This window comes from Thalassobaculum litoreum DSM 18839, from assembly GCF_900102465.1.
Taxonomy (GTDB): Bacteria; Pseudomonadota; Alphaproteobacteria; order Thalassobaculales; family Thalassobaculaceae; genus Thalassobaculum; species Thalassobaculum litoreum.
Window position 1 is genome coordinate 31,564 of record NZ_FNBW01000013.1, and the last position, 16,593, is coordinate 48,156.

The 16,593-nt window shown below is 67.2% G+C and carries 19 protein-coding genes; 4 read left to right on the forward strand and 15 right to left on the reverse strand.

Annotated features, from left to right (window positions below; genetic code table 11):
* Positions 1-144: 144 nt before the first annotated feature.
* The 8 genes from recA to flgB all read right to left on the reverse strand — a co-directional run bounded on the left by recA (position 145) and on the right by flgB (position 6,975).
* Complete coding sequence (recA, locus tag BLS34_RS19005) at positions 145-1,230, reverse strand: recombinase RecA (RefSeq protein WP_093152862.1); 1,086 nt, start codon at positions 1,228-1,230, stop codon at positions 145-147.
* Between the two features lie 184 nt (positions 1,231-1,414).
* Positions 1,415-3,328, reverse strand: a complete 1,914-nt coding sequence (locus tag BLS34_RS19010; protein ID WP_245702069.1) for a response regulator — start codon at positions 3,326-3,328, stop codon at positions 1,415-1,417.
* Between the two features lie 213 nt (positions 3,329-3,541).
* The gene (gene flhB / locus BLS34_RS19015; RefSeq protein ID WP_028794988.1) at positions 3,542-4,615 is read right to left on the reverse strand and encodes a flagellar biosynthesis protein FlhB; all 1,074 of its coding nucleotides are present in this window, start codon (positions 4,613-4,615) and stop codon (positions 3,542-3,544) included.
* A gap of 24 nt (positions 4,616-4,639) precedes the next feature.
* Complete coding sequence (gene fliR / locus BLS34_RS19020; RefSeq protein ID WP_093152864.1) at positions 4,640-5,407, reverse strand: flagellar biosynthetic protein FliR; 768 nt, start codon at positions 5,405-5,407, stop codon at positions 4,640-4,642.
* An 11-nt stretch (positions 5,408-5,418) separates the two neighbouring features.
* A complete protein-coding gene (fliQ, locus tag BLS34_RS19025) occupies positions 5,419-5,685 on the reverse strand; it encodes a flagellar biosynthesis protein FliQ (RefSeq protein ID WP_028794989.1) in 267 nt (88 codons plus the stop codon).
* Between the two features lie 96 nt (positions 5,686-5,781).
* The gene (fliE, locus tag BLS34_RS19030; RefSeq protein WP_028794990.1) at positions 5,782-6,075 is read right to left on the reverse strand and encodes a flagellar hook-basal body complex protein FliE; all 294 of its coding nucleotides are present in this window, start codon (positions 6,073-6,075) and stop codon (positions 5,782-5,784) included.
* 79 nt (positions 6,076-6,154) lie between these two features.
* Positions 6,155-6,562: a flagellar basal body rod protein FlgC gene (flgC, locus tag BLS34_RS19035; RefSeq protein ID WP_028794991.1), complete on the reverse strand. Its 408-nt coding sequence runs from the start codon at positions 6,560-6,562 to the stop codon at positions 6,155-6,157.
* Between the two features lie 17 nt (positions 6,563-6,579).
* The gene (flgB, locus tag BLS34_RS19040; RefSeq protein WP_169400864.1) at positions 6,580-6,975 is read right to left on the reverse strand and encodes a flagellar basal body rod protein FlgB; all 396 of its coding nucleotides are present in this window, start codon (positions 6,973-6,975) and stop codon (positions 6,580-6,582) included.
* On the opposite strand from flgB, the gene BLS34_RS19045 reads away from it, so the two are divergent.
* From BLS34_RS19045 to fliP, 4 genes are all read left to right on the forward strand, one after another.
* The gene (locus BLS34_RS19045) at positions 6,974-7,486 is read left to right on the forward strand and encodes an EscU/YscU/HrcU family type III secretion system export apparatus switch protein (RefSeq protein WP_342740326.1); all 513 of its coding nucleotides are present in this window, start codon (positions 6,974-6,976) and stop codon (positions 7,484-7,486) included. The genes flgB and BLS34_RS19045 overlap by 2 nt on opposite strands.
* On the forward strand, positions 7,476-7,805 hold the full coding sequence (locus BLS34_RS19050) for a hypothetical protein (RefSeq protein WP_093152872.1): 330 nt from the start codon (positions 7,476-7,478) through the stop codon (positions 7,803-7,805). Before BLS34_RS19045 ends, BLS34_RS19050 begins: the two co-directional genes overlap by 11 nt.
* A 65-nt stretch (positions 7,806-7,870) precedes the next feature.
* Positions 7,871-8,185 carry a FliO/MopB family protein gene (locus BLS34_RS19055; RefSeq protein WP_028794995.1) on the forward strand — a complete coding sequence of 105 codons (315 nt, stop codon included), beginning with the start codon at positions 7,871-7,873 and terminating at the stop codon, positions 8,183-8,185.
* Positions 8,182-8,931: a flagellar type III secretion system pore protein FliP gene (gene fliP, locus BLS34_RS19060; protein WP_028794996.1), complete on the forward strand. Its 750-nt coding sequence runs from the start codon at positions 8,182-8,184 to the stop codon at positions 8,929-8,931. The genes BLS34_RS19055 and fliP overlap by 4 nt, the downstream gene beginning before the upstream one ends.
* A gap of 94 nt (positions 8,932-9,025) precedes the next feature.
* Here fliP and BLS34_RS19065 read toward each other — a convergent pair whose 3' ends face one another.
* The 7 genes from BLS34_RS19065 to BLS34_RS19095 all read right to left on the reverse strand — a co-directional run bounded on the left by BLS34_RS19065 (position 9,026) and on the right by BLS34_RS19095 (position 16,549).
* Complete coding sequence (locus BLS34_RS19065) at positions 9,026-12,694, reverse strand: tetratricopeptide repeat protein (protein WP_093152875.1); 3,669 nt, start codon at positions 12,692-12,694, stop codon at positions 9,026-9,028.
* Positions 12,691-13,449, reverse strand: a complete 759-nt coding sequence (locus tag BLS34_RS19070) for an OmpA/MotB family protein (RefSeq protein ID WP_028794998.1) — start codon at positions 13,447-13,449, stop codon at positions 12,691-12,693. Before BLS34_RS19070 ends, BLS34_RS19065 begins: the two co-directional genes overlap by 4 nt.
* Positions 13,446-14,114 carry a hypothetical protein gene (locus BLS34_RS19075; protein ID WP_093152877.1) on the reverse strand — a complete coding sequence of 223 codons (669 nt, stop codon included), beginning with the start codon at positions 14,112-14,114 and terminating at the stop codon, positions 13,446-13,448. Before BLS34_RS19075 ends, BLS34_RS19070 begins: the two co-directional genes overlap by 4 nt.
* Before the next feature lie 6 nt (positions 14,115-14,120).
* Positions 14,121-14,546 carry a hypothetical protein gene (locus tag BLS34_RS19080; RefSeq protein ID WP_051244904.1) on the reverse strand — a complete coding sequence of 142 codons (426 nt, stop codon included), beginning with the start codon at positions 14,544-14,546 and terminating at the stop codon, positions 14,121-14,123.
* A gap of 22 nt (positions 14,547-14,568) precedes the next feature.
* On the reverse strand, positions 14,569-14,955 hold the full coding sequence (locus BLS34_RS19085) for a response regulator (RefSeq protein ID WP_028794999.1): 387 nt from the start codon (positions 14,953-14,955) through the stop codon (positions 14,569-14,571).
* A 204-nt stretch (positions 14,956-15,159) separates the two neighbouring features.
* On the reverse strand, positions 15,160-16,077 hold the full coding sequence (locus tag BLS34_RS19090; protein ID WP_051244905.1) for a MotE family protein: 918 nt from the start codon (positions 16,075-16,077) through the stop codon (positions 15,160-15,162).
* A 1-nt stretch (position 16,078) separates the two neighbouring features.
* Positions 16,079-16,549: a DUF6468 domain-containing protein gene (locus tag BLS34_RS19095; protein WP_028795000.1), complete on the reverse strand. Its 471-nt coding sequence runs from the start codon at positions 16,547-16,549 to the stop codon at positions 16,079-16,081.
* Positions 16,550-16,593 lie beyond the last annotated feature (44 nt).

Consider the following 16,593-nt stretch of genomic DNA (forward strand, 5'->3'; position numbering starts at 1 on the left):
CGAGGCCACCCGGCGCTGTCCAGCGGATGCCCGCCGGACGGGTCGGGTCGCCGTCCCGCGATCGACGCCGGAGGACCGGCCGGCGGGGGACGTCCCACCCGAAGGACGAAGGCGGCCGGTGACCGGCCGCCCTCCTAAATGCGATCAGGCGTCGTCGCCCGCGGCGTCCTCGGGCCCGCTTTCCGGGTCGCCGACCAGCATGGCCTCGGCCACCAGCCCGGCATTCTCGCGGATCCGCCGCTCGATGCCGTTGGCGATGTCCGGATTGGCCTTCAGGAACTGCTTGGCGTTCTCTCGGCCCTGGCCGATGCGCTGGCCGTCGCAGGAGAACCACGCGCCCGACTTCTCCACGATGCTTGCATTGACGCCAAGATCGAGCAGTTCGCCCAGCTTGGAAATGCCCTCGCCGTACATGATGTCGAATTCGATGACCCGGAACGGCGGAGCCAGCTTGTTCTTCACCACCTTCACCCGGGTCTGGTTGCCCACCACCTCGTCGCGGTCCTTGATCGCGCCGATGCGGCGGATGTCGAGGCGCACGGAGGCATAGAACTTCAGCGCGTTGCCGCCGGTGGTGGTCTCCGGGTTGCCGAACATCACGCCGATCTTCTGGCGGATCTGATTGATGAAGATCACCATGCAGCGCGACTTGGAGATCGAGCCGGTCAGCTTGCGCAGCGCCTGGCTCATCAGCCGCGCCTGCAGGCCCACATGGGTGTCGCCCATCTCGCCCTCGAGTTCGGCCCGGGGCACCAGGGCGGCCACGGAATCGATCACCAGCACGTCGATGGCGCCGGAGCGCACCAGCGTGTCGGCGATCTCCAGCGCCTGTTCGCCGGCATCCGGCTGGGAGATCAGCAGCTCGTCCACATCCACGCCCAGCTTGCGGGCATAGATCGGATCGAGCGCATGCTCGGCATCGACGAAGGCGCAGGTGCCGCCGGCCTTCTGCGCCTCGGCGACCACATGCAGGGCCAGGGTCGTCTTGCCCGAGCTCTCCGGACCGTAGATCTCGACGATGCGGCCGCGCGGCAGGCCGCCGATGCCGAGGCCGATATCCAGGCCGAGCGAGCCGGTCGACACCGAGTCTATCTCGACCCCGGCTTCGCGCGCACCGAGCTTCATCACGGAGCCTTTGCCGAACGCACGCTCGATCTGACTGAGTGCGGCTTCCAACGCTTTCGACTTGTCCATGCCGTCCTTCTCAACAAGCTTGAGTGCAGCGCTCATTTCCGCCTCCTTCTATCGTGCGCGCCCGGTACGGGGCAACGGGTGTGACCCGTTGGGACTGACGTCGGTGCCGGTGCGAGGTGAACGATCTCTAGAGACGGATTGTACTTATTTTGTTCTCATTCACAAGCGGATTTTCTACTTTTGTTCTCGTCCAGATCTAGCGGTCTTGCCTGAATCGACCTCAAGATCCGGGATCGATCGGGAGCGAAGCATGCTTCACCGCCTGGGCGAGCTGCTTCAGCGAGAACGGTTTCGGCAGGAACGCCACCGATTCGGCGTCGGCGATCCGCTGGCGCAACGCATCCTCGGAATACCCCGAAATACAGACCACGGGCAGGCTCGGCCGGTCCTTGCGCACCTCGCGGATCAGGGTCGGTCCGTCGATTCCCGGCATCATCACGTCGGTCACCATCAGGTCGACCTGCGGATTCTCGCCGCGCAACAGCTCCAGAGCCGCCTCGCCCGAGCGCGCCTCCAGCACCGTGTAGCCCTTGCCCCGCAGCGCCCGGGCGGCGAACAGACGCACCGGATCCTCGTCCTCCACCAGCAGCACGGTGCCGGTCCCCGAAAGATCGGTGTCCAGCCGCCGGGGTCCGTCGGCCGCGGTGGCTTCCAGGGCGCCGGTCCAGGCCGGCAGGTAGATCGAGAAGGTGGTTCCGACCCCCTGGGTGCTGTCGACGAACATGTAGCCGCCGAACTGCTTGATGATGCCGAAGGCGGTCGACAGGCCGAGCCCGGTGCCCTGCCCCAGGTCCTTGGTGGTGAAGAACGGCTCGAAGATCCGCTTCTGCACGTCCGGCGGCATCCCGGTGCCGGTATCGATCACCTCGATCAGCACGTATTCGCCGGGCGGCATGACCTCGTCGCCCTGGCGCAGCGGCCGGACGGTCTCGGTCAGGCCGGTGCGTATGGAGATCCGCCCGCCGCCGGGCATGGCGTCGCGGGCATTGACCACGAGATTGATGATCACCTGTTCGAGCTGGCCCGGATCGACCCGAACCGGGCGCAGGTCGCGGCCGTGCTCCAGTTCCAGGACGACGGTCTCGCCGATCAGCCGGCGCAGCAGGTGGGACAGGTCCGACAGGATCTCGGTCAGGTCGACGACCCGGGGGATCAGGGTCTGCTGCCGGGAGAACGCGAGAAGCTGGCGCACCAGGTTGGCCGCCCGGTTGGCGTTCTGCTTGATCTGCATGACATCGGCGAAGGACTGGTCGCCGGCGCGGTGACGCTGCAGCAGCAGGTCGCAATAGCCGGTCATCGCCGTCAGCAGGTTGTTGAAATCGTGGGCCACGCCGCCGGCCAGCTGGCCGACCGCCTGCATCTTCTGCGACTGGGCGAACTGCACCTCCAGGGAGCGCTGCTCGCTGACATCGATCAGGTAGACCACCCGCTGGCTCGGGTTGCCGCGGGGCCGCCGCACGAACATCGAGGCGACCCGCTCGGTATCGCCCCCGCCCACGGTCACGTCTATCGGCCGCGAGGTCTCGCCGCTCGCATCGGCGCCGGCGATCACCTGCCGCACCCGGTCGCGGTCGTGCTCGGCGACCAGCGGCAGGAACTCGAAGCCGAGCATGGCGTTGCTGCCGCCGGGGCCGAGCCAGTCGGACAGGAAGCGGTTATGGCCGACGATCCGTCCCTCGTCGGAGATCCTCAGTGCACCGATGGGCGCGTATTCCAGGGCGTCGACCACCAGTTCCAGCACCGTCTCCTGCGGTGCATCGGCCGGCTTGCGGGCGGCGCAGAGATCGGCCCGGACGACTCCCTCCGGAACCGCGGTCAGCGTTACGGAAACGCTCCGCCCGTCATGCTCGAAACTGTCCGTGACTTCGCTGTCGGAGACATCGCGCTTGAGGACCATGAGGCGCAGGCGCGCCACGGGTTTGCCCTCTCCCGTCGAGGCCGACTCGCCCAGGAGCGCCACCGCCCCGGCATCGGCATCCAGGAAGCGGCCGTCCGCGCCCAGGCGAACGCAACCACGATCGACCGCGTCCTCCGCCGGCCCTCCGTCGCCGTCGGGTATCCGTCTGTCGGCGGCATCGCTGCCGCGTTCGGACGGTCCGCCGATCAGGGCGCGCCATAGGGAAAACCCCCTCAAACCCTCGCCAGAAAACAGCTTCCCCTCCGCAAAATCCTGCGCTCCGCCAGCGCCTCCGCTGCCCGGCCCATCCGGACGACCATCTAGAGCGCGAGCCGCCTTAGAGCAAATCACGATCAGATGGAAACATCTGCTCGTGTGAACTTGCTCTATCTTTAATGGGTTAGAGGGCGATTCACGGTTCAGATCGTTTCGATCTGAACCGATCGCGCTCTAGGCCGACATCCGCTTACCCTGGAGGCGGTAAACGTAGGAGATGATCTGCGCCACCGCCTGATAGTGCTCTTCCGGGATCTGTTGGTCCAGTTCGACGCCGCCGAACAGCGCCCGCGCCAGCGGCGGGTTTTCGACGATCGGCACGCCGTTCGCCTCCGCCACCTCGCGGATCCGGAACGCGACATTGTCCACGCCCTTGGCGACCACGGTCGGCGCCGCCATCACCGAGGTGTCGTATTTCAACGCGACGGCGAAATGGGTCGGGTTGGTGACGATGACATCCGCCTGGGGCACCGCCGACATCATGCGCTGACGCGCCCGCTCGTGACGGATCTGGCGCAGCCGCGCCTTGACGTGGGGGTCGCCTTCCGACTGCTTGTGCTCGTCGCGGATCTCCTGGCGGCTCATCTTGAGCTGCTTGATATGCTCGTACTTCTGATAGACGTAGTCGGCCACGGCGATGACGACCATGACCGCGGAGACCCCGAACAGCAGGCGGATCAGCAGGGTCTGGATCTCTTCCAGCAACTGGCGGACATCCATCTGGACGATCGTCTCGAGCCTGTCGAGTTCCGGCAAGACCAGGACCAGGGCGACGGCGCCGACGACCCCCATCTTGGCGATGCCTTTCAGGAACTCGACGATCGACCGCAGCGAGAACAGCCGGCCGAAGCCCTTGATCGGCGAGATCTTGTCGAACTTCGGGGAGATCGGTTCGGTGGTGAACAGGATCCCGGACTGGCCGAGGCTGGCGGCCAGAGCCAGCACCATGAACACCGCGAAGACCGGCGACAACGCGATCAGGACCGAGGCGAAGACGTCGAAGAGGATCTGGCCGGTGCTGCCATGATCGATCGGCATCGTGCCGGCCTTCTCCATGATTCCGGCCAGCGGACTGTAGACCCGCAGCGCAACGAACGGACCGATGATGCCGACGACCAGCGTCGCGCCCAGCAGCACGGCAAAGCTGTTCACCTCCTTGCTGTTGGCGATCTGACCCTTCTTGCGCGCCTCCGACAGCTTTTTCGGAGTCGGTTCTTCCGTCTTTTCGGATTGGTCCTGGTCCGACATGGATGCGCCGTCGCCTTGTCGCGGTTAGCCGGGAACGAGATAGGAGGCGATCCCGTCCTCATAGTACCTGAGAAACACCTCAACCATCGTGCCGAGAATCGCAATCATGATGGTGAAGCCCATGAGTATCTGTATCGGCAGACCGATGAAGAAGATCTGAAGCTGCGGCATCAGCCGGGACACCACGCCGAGGGTGACGAAGAACACCAGCGAGAACACGATGAACGGCGCCGAAAGCTGCACGGCCATCTCGAAGGAATCCGCCACCAGCCTGGTAAAGGCCAGCGACATGTCGTCGATCGGCAGCGGCGCGCCGGGCGGGAACAGGGTGTAGCTGTCGATCAGCGCCAGGATCAGCATGTGGTGCATGTCGGCCGCCATCACCACCATGATCGCCAGCACGCTGAGCAGCAGGCTGATCGACGTTCCCTGCCCCTGGATCGACGGGTTGAACACCTGGGCGTTCGCCAGCCCCGTGGAGAACGAGAGGATCATGCCGGCCGAGGACAGGGTCAGCAGCAGCGTGCGGCCGACGAGCCCGAAGAAGCTGCCGATCATGACCTCGATGAAGACCAGCAGGAACAGTTCCGGCAGCGAAGGCGGGACGGTCGGCAGATAGGTCATGACCGTCGGCGAGACGACCAGCGCCATGGTCAGCAGGAACATCATGCGGATGCGCGAGGAGACGAAGGACTCACCGATTCCCGGCAGCAGGAACACCAAAGCGCCCAGCCTGGCGATGACCAGCATCAGCGCATAGGCCTGGACCGGGAGATACTCCTGAAGCGGCACCGGCCGCGCTCCTACGAGAGCCCGATGATCTTGTCGGCCAATCCGTCGAAGAACGTCGTGATCGTGGCCAGCATGAACGGCAGCAGCAGCAGCAGCGAGCCGAAGACCACCAGGATCTTCGGCACGAAGACCAGGGTCATCTCCTGAAGCTGCGTGAGCGCCTGGAACAGGGCGATGGTCAGACCGACCCCCAGCGCGATCAGCATGACCGGCAGGGACATCGTCAGCAGCACCAGAACCGCTTCCCGGGACACGTCGATCGCATCGGCCTCGGTCATTTGCTTCCTCCCAACGCCGAATGCCCGGCAAAACCTGCCGGGTCGCTTCCTGCCGCCCTGTCGCTCCCGATGGTCGCCGAAACCGCGGCGACCACCTCAGATCGGCATGCGGATGATCTCCTGATAGGCTGAGACAAGCTTGTCCCTCAGAGCGGTCACGGTCTGCAGGGTGAGTTCCGCATCGTTCACGGCGGCGACCACGTCGGTCAGGTCGGCCGTGCCGGCGATACCGGCCTTGGACAGGGTCTCGCCCTTATACATCGTGTCGATCGAGGATTCGGCCGCGTCCTTGACGAAGCTGGCGAAATCCTTGCCGGCGAGCGGCTTGTCCGCAGCACCGCCACCCACTCCGGGGATCGGCGGCGTGATGTCTCCGATACGTGTCACCATGACGGTACCTCCATGGGTGCCATTCTACGCGATGGGTCCGTCCGGCGAAACAGCGCCTTACGGGGTTTCTGCGCGCCTATCAGCGCAGCAGCTCGATCGTGCGCTGGATCATCGCCTTGGAGCTGTCGATCACGCTCAGGTTGGCCTCGTAGCCGCGCTGGGCCTCCTTCATGTCCGTCAGTTCGATCAGCGAGTTGACGTTCGGCTTCTTGACGTAGCCGTTCTCGTCGGCCAGCGGATGGTACGGCTCGTAGGAGAGATCGAAGTCGCTCATGTCGCGACCGATCTTCTTCACCGACACCAGATCCGCGTTGAGCGTCCGGTCGAGCTGGTCCTGGAAGGTGATGGTCTTGCGGCGATAGGGATCGTCGCCCGGCTTGTTGCCCATCGAGTCGGCGTTGGCGACGTTCTCGGCCACGACCCGCAGGCGCGTGCCCTGGGCTTTCATGCCGGAAGCGGAGATCTTGATGGCGTTGATCAGTTCCATGGGTCCGTCCTCTCCGCTTATTGCCCGTTACGCCCGATGGCGGTCCGCAGCATCGTCATGTTCTTCTGATAGACGTTCGACGCCAGCTGGTACTTCATCTGGGTGTCGGACACTTTCATCATCTGCTCTTCGAGGACGATGCCGTTGTCGTTCGGGTTGGTCTCGTAGACGTCGCGGGCCCGCAGCTCCTCGACCCGGAAGTCCGGCTTCTGGACCGTTCCCTGCAGATGGGTGCCGCTGGTCGCCTGCATCCTCACCTGCTTGATGTCGCGCAGCTCCCGCTCGAAACTCAGCGCCTTGAGGTCTTTGGCGCGGTAGTTCGGGGTGTCGGCGTTGGCGATGTTCTGGGCCAGCACGGTCTGACGGTCGCCCAACCAGTCCATCTGCTGACGAGCCATCCGAAACAGGCTCATGTCCGACATCTTCATCTCTCGTCCCCTTCTGAGCAATCTCGACGGATTTGCTTCTTTCGGTGACGTCCACCGGTTGGCGGTGAGCGTCGCCAATGGACAAGCAAGCACCGTGCCAACCGTGGTGCGCGGGCCGGATGCGAGAGGGCGCGAGGATCGGTATACTGCCCCCATGACACGGCGACCCAACACCCCGGCCAGTCCCCGCGGCAGCGCGCCAGAGCGGCAGATCGCGATCGCCCTGAGCCACGATATCGACAGCGGCCTCGCGCCGACCGTGGTGGCCAAGGGCTATGGCGAGATGGCCGAGAAGATTCTCGATCTCGCCTTCCGCAACGACGTGAAGGTGCGGACCGACCCGGATCTCGCCCAGATCCTCGAGGTCGTGGAGGTCGATTGCGAGATCCCCCTGGAGGCCTTCGCCGCCGTGGCCGAGATCCTGACCTATGTCTACCGCGCGAACGACCGGATGAAAGTCGAAAACCGGGAGGGAGAGCCCCGCGATGACAGATGATCCCGCTGCCCAGCCGGAGCTGCAGGCGGAGATCGCCGCCGTCGCCGCCCAGATCGACGACCTGGCGGCCGGCACCACCGATCGCGCCGCGCTGGAGCAGCGGGTCTCGCGGCTCTGCGACGCCGTCCTGGCCCGCCCGCCCGCGGAGGCCAAGGCCCTGCTGCCGGTTCTGGAACAGCTGATCGCGCGGCTCGACGCCGCGGCGACGGCGATCCAGCAGCGGGGCGACGGCGGCGATTCGCCGCCCCCGGCCCGTTCGGCCCGCTCCGCCGCCGCCGCCTATGGCGCCGGACAGACCCGCCGCCGGCGTGGGTTCTGATATCGCCCGGCCGCCGCACCTCCCTGCAGCCTTGGCACGGCCCGACCCGCAGCCGACAATGCGCCATGGGTCTGTTCGACTATATCCGCTTCATCCTGGCCTTCGCCTTTGTTCTCGGGCTGATCGGCATATGCTATTGGCTGGTACGGCGCTATGCGGTCGAGCGCTTCGGCTTGGCGATGAATGTCGGCAAGACGCCGCGCCTCCGGATCGTCGAGAACCGCGTCCTCGACGGGCGCCGGCGGCTGATTCTGGTCCGGCGTGACGAGGTGGAGCATCTGTTGGTGATCGGCGGAGAGAGCGACATGGTCGTGGAGACCGGCATCCCGGCACCGCCGCTGCCCGTGCCCCAAACCACCGGCGACGGAGCCGATCGATGACCGCACGGCGGTTGCTCGTCCTCCTGTCGGTTCTGGCCGGCCTCGGCGGCGCCCTCTACGCCGCGCCGGTCCTCGCCCAGTCCCTCACCCTCGATGTGGGCGAGCCGGGCGGCTCCACAACCGCGCGCATCATCCAGCTCGTCGCCCTGGTCACGGTGCTGTCCCTGGCGCCGGGCATCCTGATGATGGTGACGTCCTTCACCCGCATCATCGTGGTGTTCTCGCTGCTGCGCTCCGCGCTCGGCACCCAGCAGGCGCCGCCGAACATCGTGGCGATCAGCCTGGCGATGTTCATGACCGCCTTCATCATGGCCGACACCTTCCAGACCGCCTGGCAGAACGGGGTGCGGCCGCTGATCGAGGAGCAGATCGACGAGGAGGAGGCGTTCCGCGAGACCACCGCCCCCTTCCGGGTCTTCATGCTCGCCCAGGTCCGCGAGAAGGACCTGCAGCTCTTCGAGGACATCGCCGAGGTCGGGCCCGCCGAGACCGGGCTGAACGCGCCGCTGCAGGTGCTGGTGCCGGCCTTCATGATCAGCGAGCTGCGGCGCGCCTTCGAGATCGGCTTCCTGCTCTATCTGCCGTTCGTGATCATCGACATGGTGATCGCGTCGGTGCTGATGTCCATGGGCATGATGATGGTGCCGCCGGTGACGATCTCGCTGCCGTTCAAGCTGATCTTCTTCGTGCTGGTGGACGGCTGGTACATGGTCGCCGGCACCCTGGTCCGCAGCTTCGCGACGTAGCGGGGCGCGTCCCGTCTCGCGGACCCGATCCGGTTCGGACGGGCTCCGACACGCGGCACCCTGAATCCCGGAACTCGGGGAGAGGCGCGCCTCCTCAGTTGGTGGCGCTGAGCGGGCCCTGTTTCAGCTTGTCGCGATAGCTCGACAGGAAGGCCTGGAACCGGCCGATCTCCTCGAACCGCTCCGTCAGGCGCAGGAACTCGTCCGGCCCGCTGTCGGTGTTGTTGGTGATCAGACGGAACGCCTCGCGGAACGGGGTGTCGTCCATCTGCGTGCCGTAGATCTGCCGCAGCCGGTTCAGGCCGTTGTCGTTGTCGCTGAGCGCCAGCGCCACCGCCCAGTTGACGATGTAGTTGGCCTGTTCCGGCGTCAGGCGGCGGCCGTCGCGGCCCGCCTCGGCAACCAGGCTGCGGAAGGTCTTGGCCGCCTCCACCCAGTCCTGGGTGCGCCAGTAGATATCGGCGCGCAGCAGGTCGGCCTCGCGGCTTGTGTCGTCGGCCAGCAGCTTGAGCGCGCCCTGGGCGTCGCCGAGATCGAAGATCGCCCGGGCCCGCAGCCGCCGGCGCTCCGCCGCCAGATCCGGGCGCAGGCCGGGGGCCACGCTCTCGTCCAGGGCGGCGATGGCGCTTTCCGGCTGGCGGTCGAGCAGCAGGATCAGCGCGAGACGGGCGCCGACCCGTGCCTTCTCCGTCCCCTGCAGGCGGAACTTGACCTGGCGGTCCAGCAGGCGGGCGGCGCGATCGAGCAGGTCGACCTTCACCAGCCGATCGGCCAGCGCCTCGATGATCTTGTCGCCGGCCGCCCCCACGGGGGTCAGCTCGCGGAACTCGTCATACAGCGCCAACGCCTGAAGCGGGGTCATCGCCTCGGCGATGCCGCTGGTGAAGATCTCGCTGAAGGCCTCGGTCAGCTCGAAGGCCAGGTCGCGCGATTCCGGATTGTCCGGGAAGAAGGTCACGGCCTGCCGCAGGGCGGCGAGCCCTTCCTCGAACTCGTTCTCCTGCAGGCGCAGGCGACCCAGGTCGCGCAGCAGCTCGAACTCGACGCGGTCGCCGCGCCAGGCGTAGCGGAGTTCGTCCAGACGGTCGGCCGCCTGCATGGGAGTGATGCGGCCGTCATCGAGACGGTGCTGGATGAGTTCCCGTTCGGAGCGCACGCGCGCCCAGCGGTCCTCGCCCTCGGCCAGCTGGTTCCAGATATCCAGGGCCGCCTCGGTATCCCCGAAGGCATACAGAACCCGGCCGCGCAGAAAATCGAGACGCGCGCGCTCGCCCGGCGTGGGGTCGCCCTCGGCGATGACGTCGAGGAAGGCGCCGGCCCCGCGGAAGTCGCCCGCCCGGATCGCCGCCTCAGCGGCCTGCATCGCCAGTTCGGTGGTGTAGTTGCGCGGGTAGCCGCCGGGGATCTCGCCGGCCCGGGCGATATGCTCCACCGCCTCGTCCCATTTGCCCTGGCCGGCGGTGGCGGCGCCGCGCCACAGTTCGGCCTCCGAGAACCCGTTGAGGGCCGGGTCGTCGAGATACTCCTCGGCCTCGGCATTGCGGCCGAGCATGAAGCTGGCCGCGCCGCGCAGGGCCTTCACGTCCGGCCGGTTCGCCAGGTCCTCGTCAGACTGGGCGATGGTCCGCAGCAGACCGATGGCCTCCGCCGCCAGTCCCCGGGCGAAATAGAACTGGGCGAGTTCCAGCCGCGGCCCGTTGCGGGAAATGCTCGTGGCCTCGGAAATGCGGAGCTGCAGGGCCTGGCGCCGCTCCAGGAACTCGGCGTCCGAACCGAGCCGCCAGTTCGCCATGTCGAAGATCCGTCCGGGTGGCAACCCGGCGGTCAGCCCCTCGAACCGTCCGCCTGTATAGACGTCGTCGGCGGACCGGGGCGCGGGGCCGGACAGCACCATGCCCTCCTCGCGGGTGATGGCGATGCCGTCGGGCAGGACACGGATCGCCAGGTCCGACCGGTTCGGCCGCACCACCACGCCCTGAAGCGAGGCGAGGATCTCCATGTCCGGATAGCGTCGGTTGCCGTCGATGCCACGGGACAGCGGGGTGATCGGGATCAGGAACAGGCTGTCGCCGACCTCGGGGTCGTTGACGACGATCGGCTCGCCCACCCCCTCGACCGGGATGAACAGGCGCGGCCCCTGCGGGCTGACCATCTGCGCGTCGATGCGCAGTGGCACGTCCGGGCGCGACAGCTGCGGCTGCAGGTCCAGCACCCACGCGGTCCCGTCGCGCCACACCCGGGGATTCACCCCCTCCACGACAGGGATGCGCACGACCGATCCGGTGGATGCGGCGACCTGCTCGGGCTGGCCGACGATCTCGTTCGCCAGGCCCGCGAGCTGGCTGGTATCGAAGGCGGCGGGCCGGTCGAACCCGACCCAGACATAGCCGGCGCGCGGAAAGACCACGGCGGCCGCTTCCTCCTCGAAGGCGAAGCGCAGGGAGATCGCGTCGGCGTTGTTCAGCCGGGTGATCGCCAGCGGTGGCCCGGTAATCGGCTGTGCCGCTTCGGTCGGGGCGGCATTGAGACGGATCGCGTCGTCCAGGCTCGACTCGCCGTCGGACTGCGCCGCCGGCATGCTGGAACGGACGTCGGGCAGCTGCGTGACGGCCGTCGTCGGGTCGGAGGGAGCGGCACCGGCGGGTCTAGGAGCGGTCTGGCTGCGCACATTGTTCTGCGCCGTAACCTCCGGCGTCGCCGGTACCGGCGCGGCGGCGGGCGCCGGTGCCTGACCCTGGGTCGCCGCCGGCGCGGCCGGGCTCGGGGTCTGATCCGGAGCCGGAGTCGGGGCCTGCGCACGGGCGGCCGGAACACCGTCAGCGGCGGGTGGCGGCGCTGTCTGCTGCGCCGTCTGCGGCTCGGTCTGCGGCGCCGGTTGCGCCTGGGCCGGCGGCAGAGCGGGCTGGGATCCGGCCGGGGCCACGGTCGTGCCACTGGTGTCGCGCAGCACATCCACGACCACCTTCGGGCCGGAGCGGAAGGCGTTGATCGAGCGGCCGTCCGGCACGGGCACGGTGACGGTCAGACCGGAGGCCGACGGCGTGCTGGCGAAACCGCGCAACGCTTCGGGCAGCTGGCGGCGCACGGCACTGTCGTCGATCCGGGCCGGACGGGCGAACAGGATGCGGGCGGCCCCCGCGTCCGGCTCGACTTCGAAGTCCACCGATGCCGGCCAGTCGAAGACGATCCGGTCGTAGTTCGCGTGCCTGCCGGTCCGCACGGCCAGTTCCGGACCCGACGGCGCGGCGGGCGCAGCCTGGGCAGGTGCCGCCTGGGCGGGCGCCGTCTGGGTGGGGGCAGCCTGGGCAGGTGGCGGTGCGGCGGCGGCCGGCGGCGGCGCGGGAGCCGCCTGACTGGACGCCGGCTGACTGGGAGCCGGCAAGGGGGTCGGGGCGCTGGTCCGGTCCGACAGGTCGATGACGATCCGGTTGCCGTCCCGGGTGGTGCGCAGGCGGTGATTGCCGGTCAGCTCGATCACCGCACTTCGGCCATCGCTGCCGACCCGGCCGCCGGAGATGAACCTGCCGAGGCCGGTCGCCGCGCCGGCGACGTCGCCCTCGATCGGCTGGGAGAAGCGGATCACCAGGGAATCGCCGAACCGCTCCGCCGAATAATCGACCGAGCGGGGCCAGTCGAAGACGAGCCGTTCGGATGTCTCGGTACTGCCGCCGCTCACCTGCACGGGAACGGCCCCAGCGGAGCCGGTTACCGTCAGCAACGCGACGGCCAGGACCAGGACGAAGCGGGTCAGCGCGCGGATCATGGCGCGCGCTCCGGGAAGATCACCACATCGACCCGACGCGCCAGGGCGTATCGGCGATCCATGTCGAGGGTCGGCGCCACCTCGCTGAACCGGCTGTCCCCCCGCCCCTCCACCGTGGGCTGTCGCGGAAAGCCGGTCTGAACGAGCCGTGTGGCGACGGCATCGGCCCGGGCCAGGGAGAGCTCCCAATTGGTCGCGTAGCGTCCGCTGCCGGTCATCGGCTGCGGGTCGGCGTATCCGACCACGTCGATCCGGTTCGGCAGCGTCGACAAGGCGGTCGAGAGGACCCCGACGGCGACGCGCGCCTCGCGGGTCAGCTCCGCCTCCCCGACGGAGAACAGAAGATCGGCCGGCAGGGCGATGACGAGTTGCTCGCCGGCCGCGGCGATCTTCGCCTGGTTCAGGACCGGGTCGGCGGACATCTTGGCGTCGAGGATCGGCTCCAGGTAGCTGAGGGAAAAGCCGCGCCGCGTGCGTTCGGCGGACACGCTCAGCTCGACCGGCGGTGTCTCCCCGACAACGGACACCTCCTGGCCGAGAACCAGGGCGATCGACCCCGCAGCCGCCTGGAAACTCGGGGTGTCGATGTTTGTCATCGCGAAACGCAGTACGAAGAACGCCAGCATCAGGGACACCAGGTCCACCAGCGTGACCATCCAACTTGCGCCGCCGCCATACTTGCGGCCGGCCCGGCGGCCGAGCTTGCGCTCACCCCGGACCACCATGGAGCGCACGCGGGAAAGCTGAACCGTCACGACGCCCCATCCTCCAGCGCCGGCCCGCTGGCGCCGGCCGGACGCGTGCGGAAGATCAGCCGAACCGAGGCCGGGTCGAAGGGTTCGAGACCCGCGGACAGGACCGACGGGTCGACCTCCCGATCGACGAAGGTGCGCACCGTCTCGCTGGCGCGGAAGATGAGTTCCTCCCGCCGCGGCTGGGAAACCGCGTCGTCCACGCCGTACAGGATCTGCAGATCGAGAACGCTGCCCGCCGGCGGATTGTTGAGGATCGGCGCGAGCCGGGCGGCCAGCTTCTCCATCACCGGGGTGATGCCGCCGGCGGCCGGCGCATAGACCTGTCGCGCGGGAATAGTCACGAAAATGGGATTGCCGCTGGCCTCGACCTCGACGACCACGGCCGGCAGAACCTCGCGGAACACCGTTCCGAGGGCCGAGCGAACGGACTCGCCGATCACCTGGCCCGGGTCGGCATCCAGCGGATCGTCGGCGATGTTCTTGCGGACGGCGGAGGGGAAGGCACGCTTCACGCTCTCCATGACCCGGTCGCTGCGGCCCTGCTCGACCGTGGAGAGGGCATTGAGCATGATGAAGAACGCCAGCAGCAACAGAAACAGACTGAGGAACAGCGGCTGGCTGCTTCCCTTGTCGGGTTCCCGTCGCTCTGCCCGGCTGAATGTCATTCGCGCCTAATCGAGGTTATCGAACAGCGCGTCGACCTCCGCTTGGCTCGTGGCCGCTCCCGGCAACTGTGGACCGTTGAGCAACCCGCTCTCCGAAGCCGACCCGTCTTCTCTTTTTTCCTCTATTTCCCGCGCTTTGTCACGTTTTGTTTCGAGCGCAGATGCAGTCGAGGTGTCGAGAAGCGTCACGGCCTCGCGGATCGCGCTGAGGCGCTGGCCCAGGATGTCCCGCATGGCGGAGGCTTCGAAGATCGATCCGGTGGCGGCGGCAATGGCGTCACCGACGGCGCCACCGGCGGACTCACCGGTATCCATCAGCTGCTCGGCAGCCTCCAGAACGCGGTCGAACGCATCCTGCAGCTCGCCGTCCGCTGCCGCTATTTCGGACAAGGCGCGGGCAGCCGCACCGTTGTCATCGACGCCCGACTTCACCCCGCCCCGCCCGCGCTCATGCTCAGAACTCGCCGATGACCGCAGTCATCTTGGTCTTGAGGGTGGCGGCATTGAACGGCTTGACGATGTAGTTGTTCACGCCGGCCTTCTTGGCGGCGATGACGTTCTCGGTCTTGCTCTCGGCGGTGACCATGATGAACGGGGTCGACTTCAGCTTGGCGTCGGTCCGGACTTCCTTGAGGAGCTGGAGGCCCGTCATCGGCTCCATGTTCCAGTCGGAAATGACCAGACCGAACTCGCCGCGGCGCAGCTTCTGCAGGGCGGTCGCTCCATCGGACGCTTCGTCCACATTTGCGAAGCCGAGCTGACGCAGCAAATTTCGGATGATCCTCAACATCGTCTTGTAGTCGTCGACGATGAGAATCGACATGTTCATATCAACCGCCATATCCCGTCTCCTAAAGTCTCTGATGCCCGCCCCTGGACGCGCGGACCCCTGCCGAAGTGGGCACAACGTATGCCAGGGGGGTTAAAACGTTGTAAACGAGATTAGTGATGATGCTGGCGTAATTTAGAGGGTACCGCCTGTCAACGCAGCAGATTTCGGCGCGCCGCCGCCGTACCGGTTACAACCGGATCGGTTACCGCCGGATCAGTTGATGTCGGGCATCTTCCGCCGCTCGGCGATCCGCGTGGTCACCTCCTTCGCCCGCTCCGGCGTCATTTCGGCAAGCACCGGCGCGGTCTTCGAGGCCTTCATCCGCTCGATGACCTGCAGCAGGACATCCATATCCAGGGCGTCGAAGATCTTGGCCGCGTCCTTCGCCTTCATCGTCTCATAGATCTTCACCAGGCTTCCGAGCTGTTCTTCTTCCTGCTCGTCATATTTGCGGATGAGGTCTTCGATCTCCGTCTTGATGCCGTTCAGCTCCCCGATCTTCCGGTCGATGCGATGCTCGGCGGCGGCGAGGAGCCCCTCGCGCTGGACCAGGGTACGCTCCCGTTCCTCGAGCTCCTCGCGCCGATCGGCCAGACTCTGCAGCAGTTCGATCTGGGACTTGCCGAGGTTGAACGGATCGACCTTCTCGCCGGATGTGGTCGTGTCGGCCTGGGCCAGCTGCATCATCGGCAGCGATGCCTCGGGGGAACCCGCCTTCATGACGGGACTGTTCGACGTGTCTTCGGCCTCCGACTGCGCCGGCCCGGCGGCGACCGCCACGGTGCCGAAAGTGACGGCCTGCACGAAGCTCTCGCGCCGCTCCCACAGGTCGGCGACCTTGACCGACAGCACCAGCGCCGCCGCGAAGGCGGTCAGCGGCAGGATCCGCAGGGCGGCCGCGCCCCGCTTCTTGGGATTTGCGGGCTTTGCCGCCTTGCCGGCCGGGGCCTGCGGTTCGCGGTTCTGCTGCTGGGCGGCCCGCATGGCCGCCGCCGCCGCCCGGCCCCGGGCCAGACGCTCCGCGTTCGGTGTCGCCGGATGCGAGGCGACCGGCGCGAAGGTGCCGCCGGCTGTGGCGTCGTCATCCTGCGAGGGCGCAGCGGCCCGTCGTCCAAGTCGGTCGTAGCTCATCTCAGCGCACGTTCCTCAAAGCGTTCATCAGGTCGCGCTCGGCCTGGGAGCGCGCACCGTCATCCTCACCCTTTTCCGGCTGAGGCGCGGCGGCGGGTGCGGCGCGCCGTGCCGGCTTGCGGGCCGGCGCCTGAGGCTCCGGCTCTTCGCGCGCCTTGCCGCTGGCACTCCCGGCGAGACGTTCGGCCGATCCATCGGCCCGCTCGATCAGGAACAGAAGCTCGTCCCGCAGCGCCTGGGCCTTCACCATCGGATCGTTGAGCAGCGCCTGGGCCTGCTCGGCGGACTGGCGGATGCCCTTCAGGCTGGCATCGGCCTTCATGGTCGCCTGGTTCATCTTCTCCAGAAAGGTTTCCAGACCCTCTTTCTCGGATCTGAGCATCGAGAGGCGCCGATGCAAGACCATGGCGTAGACGATCGTCGCCAGGAGCAGAATGATCAGGAGGACGTCGAGGATCAGCGCCAGGTTCATCTACGCTCCCTCACCTTGTTGCCCTGTCATCACGCGTCCGTCCT

Bases quoted from the DNA above. Each gene is read 5' to 3' on its own strand.
- recA (WP_093152862.1), bottom strand. From the start codon at position 1,230: ATGAGCGCTGCACTCAAGCTTGTTGAGAAGGACGGCATGGACAAGTCG.
- flhB (WP_028794988.1), bottom strand. From the start codon at position 4,615: ATGTCGGACCAGGACCAATCCGAAAAGACGGAAGAACCGACTCCGAAA.
- fliQ (WP_028794989.1), bottom strand. From the start codon at position 5,685: ATGACCGAGGCCGATGCGATCGACGTGTCCCGGGAAGCGGTTCTGGTG.
- fliE (WP_028794990.1), bottom strand. From the start codon at position 6,075: ATGGTGACACGTATCGGAGACATCACGCCGCCGATCCCCGGAGTGGGT.
- flgC (WP_028794991.1), bottom strand. From the start codon at position 6,562: ATGGAACTGATCAACGCCATCAAGATCTCCGCTTCCGGCATGAAAGCC.
- BLS34_RS19045 (WP_342740326.1), top strand. From the start codon at position 6,974: ATGTCCGACATCTTCATCTCTCGTCCCCTTCTGAGCAATCTCGACGGA.
- flgB (WP_169400864.1), bottom strand. From the start codon at position 6,975: ATGAGCCTGTTTCGGATGGCTCGTCAGCAGATGGACTGGTTGGGCGAC.
- BLS34_RS19050 (WP_093152872.1), top strand. From the start codon at position 7,476: ATGACAGATGATCCCGCTGCCCAGCCGGAGCTGCAGGCGGAGATCGCC.
- BLS34_RS19055 (WP_028794995.1), top strand. From the start codon at position 7,871: ATGGGTCTGTTCGACTATATCCGCTTCATCCTGGCCTTCGCCTTTGTT.
- fliP (WP_028794996.1), top strand. From the start codon at position 8,182: ATGACCGCACGGCGGTTGCTCGTCCTCCTGTCGGTTCTGGCCGGCCTC.
- BLS34_RS19065 (WP_093152875.1), bottom strand. From the start codon at position 12,694: ATGATCCGCGCGCTGACCCGCTTCGTCCTGGTCCTGGCCGTCGCGTTG.
- BLS34_RS19075 (WP_093152877.1), bottom strand. From the start codon at position 14,114: ATGACATTCAGCCGGGCAGAGCGACGGGAACCCGACAAGGGAAGCAGC.
- BLS34_RS19085 (WP_028794999.1), bottom strand. From the start codon at position 14,955: ATGGCGGTTGATATGAACATGTCGATTCTCATCGTCGACGACTACAAG.
- BLS34_RS19090 (WP_051244905.1), bottom strand. From the start codon at position 16,077: ATGAGCTACGACCGACTTGGACGACGGGCCGCTGCGCCCTCGCAGGAT.
- BLS34_RS19095 (WP_028795000.1), bottom strand. From the start codon at position 16,549: ATGAACCTGGCGCTGATCCTCGACGTCCTCCTGATCATTCTGCTCCTG.